Source organism: Lutibacter sp. Hel_I_33_5 (genome assembly GCF_007827455.1).
Classification (GTDB): Bacteria; Bacteroidota; Bacteroidia; order Flavobacteriales; family Flavobacteriaceae; genus Polaribacter.
The window spans coordinates 1763626-1781218 of sequence record NZ_VISM01000001.1; the positions used below are offsets into that span (position 1 = coordinate 1763626).

Below are 17593 nucleotides of genomic sequence, written 5' to 3' on the forward strand. Positions count from 1 at the left end.
AACTCTTTTAAATGGCTAAAACCAAAACTACTTTTTTCTGTCAGAATTGCGGAACTCAACATGCAAAATGGGTTGGACAATGTGGAGCTTGTAAAGAATGGAATACTATTGTAGAAGAAGTAATTAAGAAAGAAGAAAAACGAGTTTGGAAACAGTCTACAACTGCAAAACAAGTTTCTAAACCATTAAAAATTGCTGATATTCAGCTAAACCCAGAAGAACGAGTTATTACCAATAATAACGAATTAGATACGGTTTTGGGTGGCGGATTAGTAAAAGGTTCAGTAACACTTTTAGGAGGAGAGCCTGGTATTGGAAAATCGACATTATTATTACAAGTTGCATTAACTATTAATCAGAAAGTATTGTATGTTTCTGGAGAAGAAAGTCAGTCGCAAATAAAAATGCGAGCAGAAAGATTGGAATCTAACAACTCTAATTGTTTAGTATTAACCGAAACTAATACACAACAAATCTTTAAAAACATCGAAGAAACAGAACCAGAAGTTTTGGTAATCGACTCTATACAAACCTTGCATACAAATGCTATTGAAGCATCTCCTGGAAGTATTTCTCAAATTAGAGAAACTTCAGCAGAATTGATAAAATTTGCTAAAGAAACAGCAACACCAGTTTTATTAATTGGCCATATTAATAAAGAAGGACATATTGCTGGACCAAAAATATTAGAGCATATGGTAGATGTTGTGTTACAATTTGAAGGCGATAGAAATCATACCTATCGAATTTTAAGAAGTCAGAAAAATAGATTCGGTTCAACATCTGAACTAGGAATTTATGAAATGCTTTCTTCTGGATTACGTGAAATTTCGAATCCGTCTGAAATTTTAATTTCTAAAAAAGATGATGATTTAAGCGGAACCGCAATTGCATCAACTTTAGAAGGTATTAGACCTTTAATGATAGAAATTCAAGCTTTAGTTTCTACCGCTGTTTACGGAACACCTCAACGTTCTACTACAGGGTATAATTTAAAAAGACTAAACATGTTATTGGCGGTGTTAGAAAAACGTGCTGGTTTTAAATTAGGTGCAAAAGATGTGTTTTTAAATATAACTGGCGGTATTAATGTAGATGACCCAGCTATTGATTTAGCAGTAGTTGCAGCAATTTTATCATCTAATCAAGATTTGGCAATTAACCCTAATGTATGTTTTGCTGCAGAAGTTGGTTTAGCTGGAGAAATCAGACCAGTTTCTAAAATAGATCAACGAATTTTAGAAGCAGAAAAACTAGGTTATAAAAGTTTTGTAGCATCTAAATACAATAAAATCACTTCTAAAAATCATAGTATAAAATTAATCTTAGTTGGTAAAATAGAAGAAGCTTTTGCTACGTTGTTTGCATAAAAAAACCGAGCATTTCTGCTCGGTTTTATATTTATAAAAGTTTCTGAAACAAATTCAGAATATACTACTTCTTATTTACTGTTTTAATGTATTTTTCTAACGCCATAGTCATCGATGGAGTTTCTGGTGTTGGAGCAGCAATATCTACGCGTAAACCTCTATCTGCAACTGCTTTAATAGTAGAATTACCAAAAACTGCAATGCGTGTTTCATTTTGTTTAAAGCCTGGGAAATTCTCGAATAAACTTTCGATACCTGATGGGCTAAAAAACACTAAAACATCGTAAAAAACATCTTCTAAATCAGACAAGTCACTTACAACCGTTCTATATAAATTTGCTCTCGTCCAAGTAACACCCAATTTATCTAATTCTGTTGGAATTAATGCTTTTAATTTATCAGAAGAAGGCAATAAGAATTTTTCGTCTTTATGCTTTTTTATTAATTTAGTAAGCTCTGGAAACGTTCTTGTACCTACGTAAATTTTACGTTTTCTATAGACAACATATTTTTGTAAATAGTAGGCTACAGCTTCAGACTGACAGAAATATTTCATGTCATCTGGCACATTAAAACGCATTTCTTCAGCAATTCTAAAAAAATGATCTACTGCATTTCTACTTGTTAAAATTATTGCTGTAAATTGTGTTAAATCAATCTTTTGCGATCTAACCTCTTTTACAGAAATTCCTTCTACATGAATAAATGATCTAAAATCTACTTTTACTTTTTGTTTATCTGCTAAATCAAAATAAGGAGAAGTCTCCGATTTAGGTGCTGGTTGGGAAACCAAAATTGTTTTCACTTTCATTTTTCTTTTTTTATTTAAAATATTGATTTAAACAAAACCAATAGCGGTGCTATTTCGAAGGCGCAAAGGTACAAAATAAAATAAAACAACTTACTAAGAATCAGTTTTTTATTATAAATGAATAAAAACAAATATCGGATCAATATAAAAATCAACAAAAACCCTTTTACAATAGTAATATCATTAAAAATATAACTATTTATAATCAAAAATATAAACGTTAAAAAAGAAAAACTATGTAAAAAAGATGCTTTTGTAAACAGAAAAAAGTGACTAATCGGCTGTATTTCAAATAAAAAACTGAGTAAAAACTCTAACAACCATCTTACTAAAAAGTAACTAGTAACTGCGACAAAAACAGTTAAAAAAGAGGAGAAATTTAGTTGACTTTTATCAAAAAATAGACTAAAAAGTAACGAAAAAGTAATGGTGGTAAATAAAAATAAAACTCCGTTATAAAAACTAAATGGAGATGTATTTTCTTCTGCTTCTAATTCTAAAAATCCTTTATTAAAAAAAATAAACGAATATCCATTAAGTTTCACTGAATTCAACCCTTTTAATACTCCTATTAAAACAAGTAAAAAGACAAGTACACTACTTACTAAATTATTCGAAAAAAAAACCCTTTCTAAACCGTCCATTTTAAGGAAATGCTAATTTAAGATTAACACAAAATTAGTAATAAAATAATGTATCTTTGCTATTGTTTAGCATTAATTACTATGATCTCAGACACGCTAGTCATCATTCCTACTTATAACGAAAAAGAAAACATAGAAGCTATTATTAGAGCTGTTTTCAATCAAAAAAAAGAATTTCATGTTCTTGTTGTTGACGACAATTCTCCTGACGGTACGGCAACTATTGTAGACACATTAATAGAAAACGAATTTTCTAATCGCTTATTTATTGAAAAAAGAGCTGGAAAAAATGGTTTAGGTACCGCTTATATTCACGGGTTTAAATGGGCTTTAAAAAAGGAATACGGATATATTATTGAAATGGATGCCGATTTTTCTCATAATCCGAAAGATTTAAAAAGACTTTATAAATCGTGTGCAAAAAAAGGAAATGATGTAAGTGTTGGCTCACGTTATTCAAAAGGCGTAAATGTTGTTAATTGGCCAATGCATAGAGTTTTGTTGTCTTATTTTGCCTCCAAATATGTGCGTTTTATTACCGGAATTCCACTACATGATACAACCGCAGGATTTGTTTGTTGGAAAAGAAAAGTCTTAGAAACAATGAATTTAGATAAAATTGAATTTGTTGGATATGCTTTTCAAATAGAAATGAAATTTAAAGCTTGGAAGCGTAAATTTAAGGTAGATGAAGTCTCCGTTGTTTTTACAGATAGAACTTTAGGCGAATCAAAAATGAGCGGTAATATTGTTTACGAAGCATTATTTGGTGTGATAAAAATGCGTTTGAAAGGATTGCCTAAATAATGACTGAAGTATCTATAAGAAAAGCAAAAATTGAAGATCTTAAAACCTTGTTAGAATTTGAACAAGGCGTTATAGAGGCAGAAAAACCTTTAGACCCTTTTTTAAAAAAAGGTGATATGTTTTATTATAACATTCCGAATCTAATTACTAATAAAAACATTTATTTAGTTGTTGCGGTTTCTAATAATAAATTAGTGGGCTCTGGATATGTACGAATAGATAATTCTAAGCAGTATCATAAAAATCCGTTGCATGGATATGTAGGATTTATTTATGTAAAACCTGATTCTAGAGGTCAAAGAATTAGTGGAAAAATCATTGAAGCTCTAAAAAATTGGAGCAAAGAAAATAATTTAAACGAATTAAGGTTAGACGTTTATCATAACAATCCAGCTGCAATAAAATCATACGAACGTTTTGGTTTTAATAAAAGTATGATAAATATGAGAATGGAAATATAACACAGCAAATGACAAAAAGTATTTTAATACAAAACGCACAAATAGTAAATGAAAACGTTATTTTAAAAGGTGATGTTCTTATTGAAGATGAATTAATAAAAGAAATTTCTACAAATATTATTCCTTCAAAGAATACAACTGTAATTAATGCAGAAGGAAATTATTTAATTCCTGGAATGATTGACGATCAGGTGCATTTTAGAGAACCGGGTTTAACACATAAAGCTAATATTGGCACAGAAAGTAAAGCGGCTGTTGCTGGTGGAATTACGTCTTTTATTGAAATGCCAAATACAGTTCCGCAAGCTACTACACAAGAATTACTTGAAGAAAAATTTGATACTGCATCCAAAACATCTTACGCGAACTATTCTTTTATGTTTGGTGGAACTAATGATAATTTGGAAGAGTTGTTAAAAACCGATCCTAAAAAAGTAGCTGGAATTAAGTTGTTTTTAGGTTCTTCTACTGGTAATATGTTAGTAGATAATGAAGACGTTTTAGAAAAAATATTTTCATCAACAGACATGTTAATTTCCGTGCATTGTGAAGATGAAGCTACCATTAGAAAAAATACCGAAATATATAAAGCAAAATATGGAGATGATATCCCTGTAAAATTTCATCCAATTATTAGAAGCGAAGAAGCATGTTATTTATCTTCATCAAAAGCGATTGAATTAGCTAAAAAAACTGGAGCAAGACTACATGTTTTTCACTTGTCAACAGAAAAAGAAACACATTTATTTAGAAATGATATTCCGTTAGAAGAAAAGAAAATTACAGCAGAAGTTTGCATCCATCATTTGTGGTTTACAGATAAAGATTACGATAAAAAAGGAACGCATATTAAATGGAATCCTGCCGTAAAATCTCAAAAAGATAAAGACGGTTTATGGAAAGCTTTGTTAGATGATAGAATTGATGTTATTGCTACAGATCATGCACCTCATACAATCGAAGAAAAAGACAATGTCTATACAAAAGCGCCAAGTGGCGGGCCATTAGTACAACATGCAATAATTGCTCTTTTAGAAAAAGTAAAAGAAGGTGTTATTTCGATAGAGAAAGTGGTTGAAAAAGCGTGTCATAATCCAGCCAAACTCTTCCAAGTAGAAAAGAGAGGATTTATTAAAGAAGGATTTTATGCAGATTTAGTTTTAATAAATCCGACCCAAAAACAAACCGTTTCTAAAGAGAATATTTTATATAAATGTGGATGGTCTCCTTTTGAAAATGAAGCATTTTCTTCTACAATAACCCATACATTTATTAATGGAAATTTAGTCTATACTAATGGCGTTTTTAAGGAAGAATTAAAAGGAAAACGTTTAACTTTTACTAGATAAATGAAAAATTTAGTATACATAGCAGCTGTTTTCTTTTTGTTTTCTTGTACAAGCAATACAATCTATGAAAAGCCAAAAGATTTAATTCCTAAAGATACCATGGTATCTTTATTAACAGATATGTATTTAGCTGTTGCTTCAAAACAGACAAAAAATATTCATTTACAAAAAGACATTAATTATATGTTTTTAGTTTATGAAAAATACAACATTGATAGCACACGTTTTCGCTCAAGCAATTATTATTATACAACCATCATAGAGGAATATGAAAAAATGTATGATACTATTATAAAAAACTTAAAAAAGCGACATGAAGCAAGTAAAATTCTAGAAAAAATAAGTGATTCTATTAAAAGAGATTCGCTGCTTATGATAAAAACGTTAAATGCGAAGAAAGAACGATTAGGTAAAAAAGAAGAACTAAAACCTTTAAAAAAGATGCTTAAAAATCCTGAGTAGTTGCCTGGATAACAGTATCTATTTTTTCGAATTCAAAATTTAATTGTTTACTGATTTTTTCTGAAGAATATCTAGCAATTGAATGTGCAGATTTTGCTGAGTCTTTTGTTAAAAATGGCGCTTTTCCTGTTAATTTTGATACAACCCAACTTAATCTCCAAAAAATTGAAGTTTGCCAAGGTTTTATTTTAACTTTTGGTAGGTTTTTCCCAAAACCTGTTGCAATCCCATCAAAAACTTCTTTAAACGATTTGTTCTCAGCAACTAAAATAAAACGTTCATTATTAATATCAGAATTTAGTAATAAAATCATCGATTTCACAACATCTTTTACGCCAACAAAACCTGTAATTCCTTCAGTATAATACTTAAATCCGTTGTTAATTTGGGTGAATAATTTTCCAGTTCCTTCATTCCAAAAACCACTCCCTAAAATTACTCCAGGATTTACAATAACTACTTTAATTCCTTCTTGACTGGCACGCCAAACTTCCATTTCTGCACCAAATTTTGTAATCGCATATCCACTATGATGCGTTTGATCATTCCATTCGTTTTCTTCAGTAATTACTTGATTCTTAATTGCATCACCAACGGCAGCAATAGAACTCACAAAACATAGTTTTTCAATTTTTGCATCTATAGAAAGATTGACAATAATTGCAGTTCCATGAATATTTACTTTCCGCATTTCTCTATAATCATTCGGATTAAAAGAAACCAATGCTGCACAATGATATACTTTTTTAACTCCAATAAATACAGGAATCATAACGGGAACGTCAGTAATATCAGCTTGAATCCATTCTATTTTAGAAAAGTATTTTTCTACATTATCTGTATAATATGAAAATATTTTTTTGACATGATTTTTTTTGCTTTCAGTCCTGTAAATAGCTCTAATTATATCATTTTCTAAACATAAATGATACAATAAATGTGAGCCCACCAAACCTGTTCCGCCAGTAACTAAAATCATACTACGAATTTAGCTTTTTTTGGTTGATAAACTTATCTTTGCCAACTGATAAATTGATTACAATGAAGAATTTTATTGAAGAATTACAGTGGAGAGGAATGATGCATGATAATATGCCTGGAACCGAAGAACATTTACTAGAAAAAATGCGTAGTGCTTATGTTGGTTTTGATCCAACGGCAGATTCACTACATATCGGTAATTTAGTTCCTATTATGTTATTGGCGCATTATCAACGTTGTGGACATAAACCAATTGCTTTGGTTGGTGGTGCAACAGGTATGATTGGTGATCCTTCTGGAAAATCTTCAGAACGTAATTTGTTAGATGAAAAAACACTACGTCATAATCAAGAATGTGTAAAAGCACAATTAGGACACTTTTTAGATTTTGAAAGTGATGCTGAAAATGCAGCCGTACTTGTTAATAATTACGATTGGATGAAAGAAATTTCGTTCCTAGAATTTATTAGAGATGTAGGAAAACATATTACCGTAAATTACATGATGGCAAAAGATTCTGTAAAAAACAGAATTAGCGCAGAATCTAAAGAAGGAATGTCTTTTACAGAGTTTACCTACCAAATGGTACAAGGGTATGATTTCTTACATTTATTTAGAGAAAACGCTACTACCATACAAATGGGAGGTTCGGATCAATGGGGAAATATTACTACCGGAACCGAATTAATTAGAAGAATTGGTGGCGGAAAAGGATATGCAATAACCTGTCCTTTAATTACAAAATCTGATGGTTCTAAATTCGGAAAATCTGAAGGTGGAAATGTTTGGTTAGATGCAAAAAGAACCTCAGCTTATAAATTTTATCAATATTGGTTAAATACTTCAGATGAAGATGCAGAAAAGTATATAAAAATCTTTACTTTTTTAGATCAGGAAACAATAAATTCTTTGATTGAAGAGCATAAAGAAGCACCACATGTTAGAGTTTTACAAAAACGTTTAGGAGAAGAAGTTACAGTTTTAGTTCATGGAAAAGAAGAATATGAAAAAGCAATAGCTGCTTCTAATATCTTATTTGGAAAATCTACTTCTGAAGATTTAAAATCATTAGATGAACAAACTTTTTTAGATGTTTTTGATGGTGTACCACAAGCAGAAGTTGCTAAAGAAGATATTGATAATGGATTGGATATGATTGGTGCATTAGCCGCAAAAACTAGTTTTTTAAAATCTAATGGTGATGCTAGAAGAGCGTTAAAAGAAAACTCGATTTCAGTAAATAAAGAAAAAGTAAAAGACGATTATGTAATTACTTCAAAAGATTTAATTGCAACTAAATATGTACTTTTACAGCGAGGTAAAAAGAATTATTTCTTGTTGAAAGTTAACAACTAGAAAAAAATCTTATAAATGCGAAAGAGCTGATTTCTCAGCTCTTTCTATTTACCCCCTAAATAAATACTAACCTATTTAGTTGAAAATTTCTTTCCAATTTTTGTCGGCTTGTTTTGTTAATTTTTTAGGACTCTCATTATTCCATAGGTATAACGTATTTGTTCCCCAAGAATTGTAAAATAAATATAGTTTATTTTCTCGAATCTCAAAAGTTTTTGGATTAATACTTACTTTTTCACCTTTTAACGCAATAGCGTAAGCGCAATAACCACCATACTGTGGAATAAAATTTTCTGGTGCTTCATTAAACATATTTAGATGTTCTTTAGATGAAAATTTGAACATAGCACCATCATATGTTGCAGTGAATTTTTTATTCCCTTTTTCCGCCTTATTATAAAAATATGATACTACATCATAACCGTTTACAACATATCCTTTTTTGGTATTATACTCTTTTTGCGCATAAACACTTGAGATAAAAAAGATACAAAGTAGTGCTAAAATCTGCTTCATTAATTCTTTTTAAGTTTTATTTCTTCCCAATTTACATCTCCTTTACCTTGTAAATTTTTAGTATCTCCCTCTTTCCAATCTGTTAACTTACTAGAAATCCAAGAACTATAAAATAAATATAGTTTTCCGTCTCGGATATCATATTCTTCTGCATCAATATACATTTTGGTTTTTTTAGCAGCTACTGCGTACGCACAATAACCCCCATATTGTGGAATATATTTCTTTGGATTTTTTTTAAAAGTTTCTAAATTTTCTTCTGATGAAAACTTAAATTTTGCGCCATCAAAAGTAGTTTGATGCTTCTTTTTTCCTTCAATCGGACTTTTTTCTATAAAGTAAGAAACTAAGTCATAGCCTTCTGCAACATACCCTTTCTTGGTGTTGTAATCAATCTGTTGTGAAAAAATGGAGGAAGTAAAAGTTAAAAATAGAATAATAATAACTTTTTTCATTTTTGTACGTTTTTAGTAGTTGTCGAAATAAAAAAAAGAAACTTACAGGGCCATTAAATTACAACCTCTAATATCAGAATTATCAAAACGTCCAATAACTTCAAAATTAGTATTCGTATGAACTTTTCCTAAGTCTTGGGTGGCGATAAAAGAACAAGAATTATAGTTTGCTAAATCAATGACATTAATTCCGCCAGTTTTTCCAGTCTTTAAAATTGTTAAAGCATCTTCGGTGTCACGCGTCAAAACTTTCATCCAAAGCGGGGTTTCAAATACTCCATTTCCTTTAGAATATGCTTGACTCAATAATTCTGTCATTCCATATTCCGAATGAATTTTATCCACATTAAAACCTTTTTTTAATATTGAATGCAACTCTTGACGTACCAATTCTTTCCTTCTACCTTTCATTCCGCCAGTTTCCATAATAATGGTATTTTTTAGGCTAAATTGATACTTTTCTATCAAATCTAACAACGCAAAGGAAACACCAATTAATAGTGTTTTTTGTCCGTTTTTGTCAATTTCTTGTAGATTTTTGGCTAATTCTGCTTCATTTTTAAGAAAAAAACCACTTTTTTTGTTTTTTGTTTTTTTGATTAAATCATCAACCATAAAAACTAAGGAAGAACCTTTTCTTTCTAAATAATTGGGTAACAAAGCAAGTACAACATAGTTTTCAATATCACCATAAAAATGTTTAAATCCTTTTAGGTAGCTTTTTTTATAAAAAGAAATATCTGTGACAAAATGTTTACTTGTTGCGCTTCCTGTTGTACCAGAACTAGTAAATGCTTCTTGAATTTTATCAGTGGATGAAAGTACTTCTCTACTTTTAAAAAACTGAATGGGTAAAAACGGAATTTCTTCTATCTTTTTAACATCAGATGGATGTACATTTATTAAATCGCAAAAAGAACGATACACTTTATTGTTTTTAAACTGATGTTTAAAAACATTTAACGCAACGTCTGTAAAATCTTCTTCAGATTGTATGTTAAAAATAGCTTCTTGCATATAATGTGCAAAAATAAGATTATTAAACGCAACCTTTTTATCAATTTTTCATCTACTTAAAAAACGAATGATATTTTGAAAAAAATCATTTTAATTCTATCTCTTTTTGTATTCGCTTCGTGTGAAAACAACTCGCCTACTATAAATCCAGACAATTTATTATTAGGCAATTGGTCTCATTCAGAATATAACAATGGCGAAATAACTTTTAAAAGAGTAGATCAATTACCGAACGAAGAAAATGGTATTTCTATTAAAGCCGAAGGGGTTTTTCTAGAGCGCACCTCTGGCTGGTGTGGTACACCTCCATTATCTTTTTTTGATATTGATGGAACTTGGACTCTATTAGAAAAAGATAAAATAGAAATACATACAGATACTTATCAAGGAACATTACAATGGAATATTATTTCTGTAACAGAAAAAGAACTTATTGTAACAAGAACTTTAACTGAACAGGAAAAAGAGCATCAAAATTTAATGAATTTGTTTGCAGAAATTCAAGATATAGCAAATAGTCTTTCTTGTAAAGATGCATTAGAATGGTTATTTACTGCTTATGGATCTAAAGCCTGCGGTGGACCACAAGGTTATATTGCTTATTCTAAAAAAATTGATACGGTGAATTTCCTAAATAAAGTAGCTATTTATACAGAGGGTGAAAAAGAATATAATATAAAATGGGATATTAATTCAACTTGTGATATTACACCCCAACCAACGGGAGTGAAATGTGAAAATGATTATCCAACGTTATTATTTTAATTATGAAAAAATTTATTTCGCTTTTTATAGGTCTTTTCATCTTTTATGCTTGCGCAGAAGATGATGAATTAAGTTATAAATATGAGTTTTTAAAAATAGATGAATATAATGTTCCTGCTAGTTTTAAACTTGGAGAAATCGATAGCATAACAGTAAAGTACACTTTGTTTGGTGGCTGTTATCAGTTTAATGATTTGTACTATGAATATCAAGATACAGCAAGGGTTGTTGCAATTACATCTGTAGTGTTTTTAGATCAACCATGTACAAAAGAATTAATTAAAAGAGAACATAAATTTGCAGTAAAAGCCACTCAAAAAGAAGATTATTTATTTAGATTTTGGAAGGGGAAAGATGCTAATGATAAAAATATTTTTGATGATGTAGTAATTCCTGTAAATTAGTATAATCAAATTAGAACAACTCATAAAAGAATGTTGTCAGCAAAAGTTAGCTGCCCAATCGCAAATTTATCAACTTTTTGCAGATAAATTATTTGTGGTTTGTTTAAAATATTCGAAGAATTATCAAGATGCGGAAGACACCTTGCAGGATAGTTTTTTAACTATTTTTAATAAAATAAGTCAGTATAAAAATAAAGGTTCTTTTGAGGGCTGGTTAAAAAGAATTACAATAAATACAGCCTTACAAAAGTATAGAAAGAAGGCGCCTTTACAGATTATAAAAGATGTTAATGAGATTGAAGAGGAAGAAATAGATTTAGATAACAATAGTTTTGATATAGATTATTTATTAAGCCTTATTCAAAAATTACCAGATAGATATCGATTGGTTTTTAATTTATATGTGTTAGATAATTATTCGCATCAAGAGGTTGCTGAGTTATTAAATATTACTGTCGGAACTTCTAAATCTAATTTATCTAGAGCACGACAAATTTTAAAAAAGGAGTTAGAAAACAACTCCAAACAAGAAACAAGAAGTATAATTAATGTTAGAAAATAAAAATATAAATCGGTTATTTCAAGAAAAACTAAAAGATTTGGAAGCCACTCCAAGTACTAAAGTTTGGAATAACATTGAAGCGAATCTAAAGAACAAAAAAAGACGTGTTTTACCAATGTGGTGGTATAGTGGTGGAGCTGCAGCTATCTTAATTCTTGGTCTTTTGTTATTTCCTTTTTCGGATAATAAAGAAATAAATGATCCCATTAAAAACAATAAAAATATACTAGTTACACCTATAAAACCTGATACTAATAGACAGATAATAAATGAAATAGACAAAAGTTTAGATCTTAATAGAGAAAGTGAAAACACATTAATAACACATCAAAAAAAGAAAACAAATACTAAAAAAAGAAAAAGAGTTACAGCTACAAATAACAACAATACAATAGTTGATTTTTCAGACAATAGTGCTGATTTGGTTAAAGAAAAAATTGCTATGAATAAAGAAAATTTCTTACCAAATAACACTCTTGAAAAAACTGATAAACAGCTTTTTACAGAAAAGATTCTTATTGCTCAAAATGATAAGGTTACTATAACGAAAGATTCTGTAAATATTAGTAGCTCTAAAAAAGATTTTATTGCAGAAGTAAAAAATGCTGCTATTATTGAAGAAAAAAAGTCAACTAAAAACCAATGGTTGGTGGCACCTGTTTTTGCAGTTTTAAACTCTAATTCGCTTACCAAAGCGTCTCCAATAGATAAAGATTTAGTAAATACAGAAGGAGAAAATAGTTACTCGTATGGTATTCAAGTTGAGTATAAATTAAATGATAAATGGGCAATTCAGTCTGGAATTCATCTTCAAGAAATGAGTTATTCTAATTCGGGATTAATTATTGACGTTTCATCTTCTTCTAAAGCTAGTGTTTCGTTTGATTCTGGAAATACATATTCTCTTTCAGAAACTTCATCAGATGCAATTAGCTCAAATGCATCTCTAAATTCTCTAAGTTTAAACGGTAATCTTTCTCAAAATTACGGGTATATAGAAATTCCTGTAGAAGTAAAGTATAATTTAACGGCAGCTAGTAAAAAATTAAACACTCAAATTGTGGCAGGATTTAGTTCGTTATTTCTTAATAAAGATGAATTGATTTTAGATATAGAAAATTCATCTAACGCTGGCAAATCTGGTAAGCTTAATAATCTTAATTTTAGTGGAAACCTAGGTGTTGAATTCAATTATAAAATTGATAAAAAGTGGTCTTTAAACTTAAACCCAATGATTAAGGCGCAATTAAATACCTTTAATACGGATTCTAATGGTTTTAAACCATACTTTGTTGGTGTTTATTCTGGAATAAAATTTCAATTTTAATTCTAAAAAAACTTAACAACCTCTATTTCAACGAATAATCTCTTCACCAATAATCTATCCTTTTTTAAACTTTACCGAAGATATTAACTCGTTTATCGAATTAATACCTTCTGATATTCAAATGATTACTACTTTTATTATGGATTTGACCCCACAATATATTTAGAATTATGAGATATTTAGCCACTACTTACAGAACCTTATCCGGTGTAAAAGAAATATTAGAAACACCTAAAAAAAAGGATACCCAATGGGTTGTTTATAGAGATAATAAACCTGCATATTTTGTAGACTTTTTCGATTTAGCCATAGAGTCAAATGCAATGATGAATAGTTTAGTTTTATGTACTAAAAGGTCTTTAGATGAAGTTTTAAGTATTATTAGCGAAAGAAATAATGTTAACTTATCTATTCCAAAAGTATCTAGATTAGGCTTAAAAATGAAGCTAAAATCAGAATATAGAGAATTAAATTTAGACCCAATACCAGAAAAATGGTTGGCTTATTCTTTATAGATTTTTAGCACTAATTTCCCTTTATCATTCATAGAAGCTCTGTACATTCCAGCAGTATTAAATTCAAAAGACATATTTCCTTTTTTATCTAAAGCAACAACACCACCGGTTCCACCCAATTTTGTTAATCTATTTTGAATGACATCCTTGGTTGCTTCTTTTAGTGTTTTTTGTTGATATTCCATTTGTGCAGAAATATCATAGGCAACTTGTCCACGTATAAAATATTCTCCCCAACCCGTAGAAGAAACTCCACATGTTTTATTATTTGCATAGGTTCCAGAACCAATAATTGGTGCATCTCCAATTCTTCCCCAACGTTTATTGGTCATCCCTCCTGTAGATGTTCCAGCAGATATATTACCGCTTTTATCTAAGGCTACACACCCTACAGTTCCGAACTTACTATTTTTAATATCCGCATCATAAAAAGCTGCTTTTTTATCATCATGATCTAATTCGGTTTTCTCTTTTTTCTTGATTCTCTGTAAAGAATTGAACCTTCTTTCTGTATAAAAATAACTAGGTTCAACAATTTCTAATCCTTGTTCTTTTGCAAAAATAGAAGCACCCGTACCAGAAAGCATCACATGGTCGGAATGTGTCATAACTTTTCTTGCAGCTTCAATTGGACTTTTTATATCTTTTACACCTGCAACCGCTCCTGCATTCTGAGTTTTTCCATCCATAAAAGAGGCATCTAACTCATTGGTTTCGTCATGTGTGAAAACAGCTCCTTTTCCAGCATTAAATAACGGAGATTCTTCCATTACCTGTATCGTTTTTACAACAGCATCTCCACTAGAACCTCCATTTTTAAGAATTGAATGCCCAACTTTTATCGCTTCTTCTAGTTTTGCTTTATAGGCAGCTTCAGTTTCATCCGTCATATTCTTTTTTAAAATAGTGCCTGCTCCACCATGAATAATGATTGCAAATTCATTTTGCTGTTTTTCTTCTGATGTTTTTTCTTCGGTTTTGCATCCAACAGCAATAACTAAAAGAGTTAGTAAAACGATTAATTTTTTCATGATTTAATGTTTAATTTTAAACAATTAATATTGTTTTTGTTAAATTTATGTAGTTGTAAAATAATTCGTAATTTCGTCCTTCAATTTAAACAACTTAAATCAATAAGCAAAATGGCAGATTTTGGGATTAAAGAAGCTTTATCAGCATTAGGATTAAAAGATATAAATAACGGAACTTCTACAGGTTCTAACAACTTTTCTAAGGGAGAAATTATTGAATCATATTCACCTGTTGACGGTAAATTAATAGGAAAAGTAGTTGCTACTACTAAAGAAGATTATGAAAAAGTGATGGAATCTGCAACTGCAGCTTTTTTATCATTTAGAAATATGCCAGCTCCACAACGTGGAGAAATTGTGCGTCAATTCGGAAATAAATTAAGAGATTTAAAAGAGCCTTTAGGGAAATTAGTTTCTTACGAAATGGGAAAATCTTTGCAAGAAGGATATGGTGAAGTTCAAGAAATGATTGATATCTGCGATTTTGCAGTAGGTTTATCTAGACAATTAAATGGGCAAACTATTCCGTCTGAACGTCCAGGACACGTTATGAGAGAACAATGGCATCCGATAGGAGTTGTTGGGATTATTTCTGCATTTAACTTTCCTGTAGCTGTTTGGGCTTGGAACACAGCATTAGCGTGGATTTGTGGTGATGTATGTGTATGGAAAGCTTCAGAAAAAGCACCTTTATGCTCTGTAGCATGTCAGAATATAATTGCAGAAATTTTAAAAGAAAATAACTTACCAGAAGGAATTTCTTGTATTATTAATGGTGATTATAAAGTTGGTGAAATGATGACAACCGACACTAGAATTCCGTTAGTTTCTGCTACAGGATCAACTAGAATGGGAAGAATTGTTGGTGCTACTGTTGCACAACGTTTTGGAAAATCATTATTAGAATTAGGCGGAAATAACGCTATTATAATTACACCAACGGCAGATTTAAAAGTTGTGGTTCCTGGTGCTGTATTTGGCGCAGTTGGAACTTGCGGACAACGTTGTACTTCAACAAGAAGGTTAATTATACATGAATCTGTTTACGATAAAGTAAGGGACGCAATTGTTGGAGCTTACAAACAAATAAAAATAGGAAACCCTTTAGATGAAAATAATCATGTTGGGCCTTTAATTGATCATGATGCTGTAAATACGTATTTAGCTGCTATTGAGAAAGCAAAAGCTGAAGGAGGAAAAGTTTTAGTTGAAGGTGGTGTTTTATCGGGCGAAGGTTTTGAAAGTGGATGCTATGTAAAACCAGCAATCATTGAAGCAGAAAATCATTTTGAAATTGTACAACATGAAACATTTGCACCTATTTTATATTTAATGAAATATACTGGAGAAGTGGAGGATGCCATTGCTAAACAAAATGGTGTTGCACAAGGATTATCATCAGCAATTATGACCAATGAAATGAAAGAAGCAGAAAAGTTCTTGTCTTATGCAGGTTCTGACTGTGGAATAGCAAATGTAAACATAGGAACTTCTGGTGCAGAAATTGGTGGAGCTTTTGGAGGTGAAAAAGAAACTGGTGGTGGACGCGAGTCTGGATCTGACGCTTGGAAAGTATATATGAGAAGACAAACAAATACGATAAATTACTCAGACGAATTGCCGTTAGCACAAGGAATTAAGTTTGATTTATAATATTTAGTATCTCCCAATACTATAATGATCTTTGTTAAAACTAACCATTTTATAAAGATTAAAGCCAACTCGAAAGAGTTGGTTTTTTTGTTTATAAAACAGTATATCATTACCCATAGGTTTTATTACTAACTAACTTTAAAAGAAATACAAATAAAAATTTAGTTTGATTCTAAACCAAAAATTCTCGAACTTCGCTAACTCTGAATTTAAATCGTTTAAAACGATGCATATTCGTAAAGTTGGCAACTATTTCTAAAAAAATGATTAAGAATTATTTATTCATCTTGTTTGCAATATTAATTTCAATTAATATTTATGCGCAAACTAAGAAAACACATTATTCTAATGGTAATTTAAAAACAGAAGGAAAATTATTAAATAATAAGAAAACAGGTATTTGGAAAATATACTATAAGAATGGAAATCTTGCAGCTATTCAATCCTATAAAAATAACAAAAAGACTGGTTTGTCAAAGTTATTTCATAAAAATGGTAAGCTAAAACAAATTGGGAAATTTGAGAATGATAAATTAATAGGTCTTTGGAAGTACTTTGACGAAAGTGAATACATATTACAGACTCAAAGATACATAAACGGAAAACAAACAGGAATAATAAAACACTATTTTAAAAATGGAAAAATAGAGAAATTTGGATTTGCTGAAAACAGAAGAACATATGGCATATGGAAAGTTTATTACAAAAATGGAGCTCTTTTTCAAATAGGCGAATTAAATAATGGAATCCAGCACGGTAAATGGAAAATGTATCATAGAAATGGAAAATTATTTACTGTTGGGCATTTTGAAAATGGAAAGCAAACTAAAAAATGGCATACTTATGATACATTAGGAAATTTAAATTCAATAGAAACGTATAAAAAAGGAATAAAAAATGGACTCTGTAAAATGTTCCACCTAAATGGAAAATTATTAGCAGTTGGACAAATATTGAATGGCAAACAAACAGGCGAATGGAGAGTGTTTTTTGAAAACGGAGAATTTCATAAAACATCAATATATAAAGAAGGTGAATTAATTAATAAAATTCCATCAATAATAAAAAAACAGTAGCCAACACCGTACAAAATTAATTTCTTGCTTT

20 protein-coding genes are annotated in these 17593 nt (G+C 30.1%); 13 read left to right on the top strand and 7 right to left on the bottom strand.

Translation table 11 applies throughout. The features are described from left to right. Nucleotides 1-11: 11 nt before the first annotated feature. Nucleotides 12-1370 carry a DNA repair protein RadA gene (radA, locus tag OD91_RS07805; protein ID WP_144895826.1) on the top strand — a complete coding sequence of 453 codons (1359 nt, stop codon included), beginning with the start codon at nucleotides 12-14 and terminating at the stop codon, nucleotides 1368-1370. Between the two features lie 64 nt (nucleotides 1371-1434). On the opposite strand, the gene OD91_RS07810 is transcribed toward radA, so the two are convergent. Further along, entirely contained in the window at nucleotides 1435-2181 is a 747-nt protein-coding gene (locus OD91_RS07810) for a uroporphyrinogen-III synthase (RefSeq protein ID WP_144895827.1), read from the bottom strand. A gap of 14 nt (nucleotides 2182-2195) precedes the next feature. After that, nucleotides 2196-2825 (bottom strand): DUF4271 domain-containing protein, encoded by a 630-nt coding sequence (locus tag OD91_RS13725; RefSeq protein ID WP_144895828.1) that lies wholly within the window; start codon nucleotides 2823-2825, stop codon nucleotides 2196-2198. Between the two features lie 84 nt (nucleotides 2826-2909). On the opposite strand from OD91_RS13725, the gene OD91_RS07820 reads away from it, so the two are divergent. From OD91_RS07820 to OD91_RS07835, 4 genes are read left to right on the top strand one after another with little or no spacing between them, the layout of a single operon-like run. Beyond that, nucleotides 2910-3632 carry a polyprenol monophosphomannose synthase gene (locus OD91_RS07820; protein WP_144896944.1) on the top strand — a complete coding sequence of 241 codons (723 nt, stop codon included), beginning with the start codon at nucleotides 2910-2912 and terminating at the stop codon, nucleotides 3630-3632. Next, entirely contained in the window at nucleotides 3632-4093 is a 462-nt protein-coding gene (locus OD91_RS07825; protein ID WP_144895829.1) for a GNAT family N-acetyltransferase, read from the top strand. The genes OD91_RS07820 and OD91_RS07825 overlap by 1 nt, the downstream gene beginning before the upstream one ends. An 8-nt stretch (nucleotides 4094-4101) precedes the next feature. Further along, a complete protein-coding gene (locus tag OD91_RS07830) occupies nucleotides 4102-5442 on the top strand; it encodes a dihydroorotase (protein ID WP_144895830.1) in 1341 nt (446 codons plus the stop codon). Further along, entirely contained in the window at nucleotides 5443-5904 is a 462-nt protein-coding gene (locus OD91_RS07835) for a DUF4296 domain-containing protein (RefSeq protein WP_144895831.1), read from the top strand. It begins immediately after the preceding gene. On the opposite strand, the gene OD91_RS07840 is transcribed toward OD91_RS07835, so the two are convergent. Continuing rightward, nucleotides 5888-6883: an SDR family oxidoreductase gene (locus tag OD91_RS07840; protein ID WP_144895832.1), complete on the bottom strand. Its 996-nt coding sequence runs from the start codon at nucleotides 6881-6883 to the stop codon at nucleotides 5888-5890. The genes OD91_RS07835 and OD91_RS07840 overlap by 17 nt on opposite strands. 62 nt (nucleotides 6884-6945) lie before the next feature. On the opposite strand from OD91_RS07840, the gene tyrS reads away from it, so the two are divergent. Continuing rightward, nucleotides 6946-8241, top strand: coding sequence for a tyrosine--tRNA ligase (gene tyrS / locus OD91_RS07845; RefSeq protein ID WP_144895833.1), 1296 nt, complete (start codon nucleotides 6946-6948; stop codon nucleotides 8239-8241). Between the two features lie 75 nt (nucleotides 8242-8316). On the opposite strand, the gene OD91_RS07850 is transcribed toward tyrS, so the two are convergent. Genes OD91_RS07850 through OD91_RS07860 form a run of 3 tightly spaced genes read right to left on the bottom strand, consistent with a single transcriptional unit; the run spans nucleotide 8317 to nucleotide 10229 of the window. Further along, a complete protein-coding gene (locus tag OD91_RS07850) occupies nucleotides 8317-8757 on the bottom strand; it encodes a YHS domain-containing (seleno)protein (RefSeq protein WP_144895834.1) in 441 nt (146 codons plus the stop codon). Then, nucleotides 8757-9212, bottom strand: a complete 456-nt coding sequence (locus tag OD91_RS07855; RefSeq protein WP_144895835.1) for a YHS domain-containing (seleno)protein — start codon at nucleotides 9210-9212, stop codon at nucleotides 8757-8759. The genes OD91_RS07850 and OD91_RS07855 overlap by 1 nt, the downstream gene beginning before the upstream one ends. Nucleotides 9213-9254: 42 nt before the next feature. Next, on the bottom strand, nucleotides 9255-10229 hold the full coding sequence (locus tag OD91_RS07860) for an acyl transferase (protein ID WP_144895836.1): 975 nt from the start codon (nucleotides 10227-10229) through the stop codon (nucleotides 9255-9257). Nucleotides 10230-10304: 75 nt separating this feature from the next. Here OD91_RS07860 and OD91_RS07865 point away from each other — a divergent pair, with 75 nt between their 5' ends. The 5 genes from OD91_RS07865 (at nucleotide 10305) to OD91_RS07885 (ending at nucleotide 13802) form a co-directional block, all read left to right on the top strand. After that, the gene (locus OD91_RS07865) at nucleotides 10305-10994 is read left to right on the top strand and encodes a hypothetical protein (protein WP_144895837.1); all 690 of its coding nucleotides are present in this window, start codon (nucleotides 10305-10307) and stop codon (nucleotides 10992-10994) included. Between the two features lie 2 nt (nucleotides 10995-10996). Beyond that, nucleotides 10997-11398, top strand: a complete 402-nt coding sequence (locus OD91_RS07870; protein WP_144895838.1) for a hypothetical protein — start codon at nucleotides 10997-10999, stop codon at nucleotides 11396-11398. A gap of 4 nt (nucleotides 11399-11402) precedes the next feature. Beyond that, nucleotides 11403-11960 (top strand): RNA polymerase sigma factor, encoded by a 558-nt coding sequence (locus OD91_RS07875; protein WP_144895839.1) that lies wholly within the window; start codon nucleotides 11403-11405, stop codon nucleotides 11958-11960. Next, the gene (locus OD91_RS07880) at nucleotides 11947-13287 is read left to right on the top strand and encodes an outer membrane beta-barrel protein (RefSeq protein ID WP_144895840.1); all 1341 of its coding nucleotides are present in this window, start codon (nucleotides 11947-11949) and stop codon (nucleotides 13285-13287) included. Before OD91_RS07875 ends, OD91_RS07880 begins: the two co-directional genes overlap by 14 nt. 170 nt (nucleotides 13288-13457) lie before the next feature. Continuing rightward, nucleotides 13458-13802: a hypothetical protein gene (locus OD91_RS07885; RefSeq protein ID WP_144895841.1), complete on the top strand. Its 345-nt coding sequence runs from the start codon at nucleotides 13458-13460 to the stop codon at nucleotides 13800-13802. Here OD91_RS07885 and OD91_RS07890 read toward each other — a convergent pair. Then, nucleotides 13790-14833, bottom strand: a complete 1044-nt coding sequence (locus tag OD91_RS07890; RefSeq protein ID WP_144895842.1) for an isoaspartyl peptidase/L-asparaginase family protein — start codon at nucleotides 14831-14833, stop codon at nucleotides 13790-13792. The two genes, OD91_RS07885 and OD91_RS07890, sit on opposite strands and share 13 nt — an antisense overlap. Before the next feature lie 111 nt (nucleotides 14834-14944). On the opposite strand from OD91_RS07890, the gene OD91_RS07895 reads away from it, so the two are divergent. Together OD91_RS07895 and OD91_RS07900 are read left to right on the top strand one after the other, a co-directional pair. Continuing rightward, nucleotides 14945-16486: an aldehyde dehydrogenase family protein gene (locus OD91_RS07895; RefSeq protein WP_144895843.1), complete on the top strand. Its 1542-nt coding sequence runs from the start codon at nucleotides 14945-14947 to the stop codon at nucleotides 16484-16486. A 263-nt stretch (nucleotides 16487-16749) separates the two neighbouring features. Continuing rightward, nucleotides 16750-17562, top strand: a complete 813-nt coding sequence (locus OD91_RS07900; protein ID WP_144895844.1) for a toxin-antitoxin system YwqK family antitoxin — start codon at nucleotides 16750-16752, stop codon at nucleotides 17560-17562. Nucleotides 17563-17593 lie beyond the last annotated feature (31 nt).

What these genes read in the sequence shown, in the direction of transcription:
- OD91_RS07850 (WP_144895834.1), bottom strand. Translation starts at nt 8,757, where the DNA reads ATGAAGCAGATTTTAGCACTACTTTGTATCTTTTTTATCTCAAGTGTT.
- OD91_RS13725 (WP_144895828.1), bottom strand. Translation starts at nt 2,825, where the DNA reads ATGGACGGTTTAGAAAGGGTTTTTTTTTCGAATAATTTAGTAAGTAGT.
- radA (WP_144895826.1), top strand. Translation starts at nt 12, where the DNA reads ATGGCTAAAACCAAAACTACTTTTTTCTGTCAGAATTGCGGAACTCAA.
- OD91_RS07830 (WP_144895830.1), top strand. Translation starts at nt 4,102, where the DNA reads ATGACAAAAAGTATTTTAATACAAAACGCACAAATAGTAAATGAAAAC.
- OD91_RS07870 (WP_144895838.1), top strand. Translation starts at nt 10,997, where the DNA reads ATGAAAAAATTTATTTCGCTTTTTATAGGTCTTTTCATCTTTTATGCT.
- OD91_RS07860 (WP_144895836.1), bottom strand. Translation starts at nt 10,229, where the DNA reads ATGCAAGAAGCTATTTTTAACATACAATCTGAAGAAGATTTTACAGAC.
- OD91_RS07840 (WP_144895832.1), bottom strand. Translation starts at nt 6,883, where the DNA reads ATGATTTTAGTTACTGGCGGAACAGGTTTGGTGGGCTCACATTTATTG.
- OD91_RS07890 (WP_144895842.1), bottom strand. Translation starts at nt 14,833, where the DNA reads ATGAAAAAATTAATCGTTTTACTAACTCTTTTAGTTATTGCTGTTGGA.
- OD91_RS07835 (WP_144895831.1), top strand. Translation starts at nt 5,443, where the DNA reads ATGAAAAATTTAGTATACATAGCAGCTGTTTTCTTTTTGTTTTCTTGT.
- OD91_RS07895 (WP_144895843.1), top strand. Translation starts at nt 14,945, where the DNA reads ATGGCAGATTTTGGGATTAAAGAAGCTTTATCAGCATTAGGATTAAAA.
- OD91_RS07825 (WP_144895829.1), top strand. Translation starts at nt 3,632, where the DNA reads ATGACTGAAGTATCTATAAGAAAAGCAAAAATTGAAGATCTTAAAACC.
- tyrS (WP_144895833.1), top strand. Translation starts at nt 6,946, where the DNA reads ATGAAGAATTTTATTGAAGAATTACAGTGGAGAGGAATGATGCATGAT.
- OD91_RS07855 (WP_144895835.1), bottom strand. Translation starts at nt 9,212, where the DNA reads ATGAAAAAAGTTATTATTATTCTATTTTTAACTTTTACTTCCTCCATT.
- OD91_RS07880 (WP_144895840.1), top strand. Translation starts at nt 11,947, where the DNA reads ATGTTAGAAAATAAAAATATAAATCGGTTATTTCAAGAAAAACTAAAA.
- OD91_RS07900 (WP_144895844.1), top strand. Translation starts at nt 16,750, where the DNA reads ATGATTAAGAATTATTTATTCATCTTGTTTGCAATATTAATTTCAATT.
- OD91_RS07810 (WP_144895827.1), bottom strand. Translation starts at nt 2,181, where the DNA reads ATGAAAGTGAAAACAATTTTGGTTTCCCAACCAGCACCTAAATCGGAG.
- OD91_RS07885 (WP_144895841.1), top strand. Translation starts at nt 13,458, where the DNA reads ATGAGATATTTAGCCACTACTTACAGAACCTTATCCGGTGTAAAAGAA.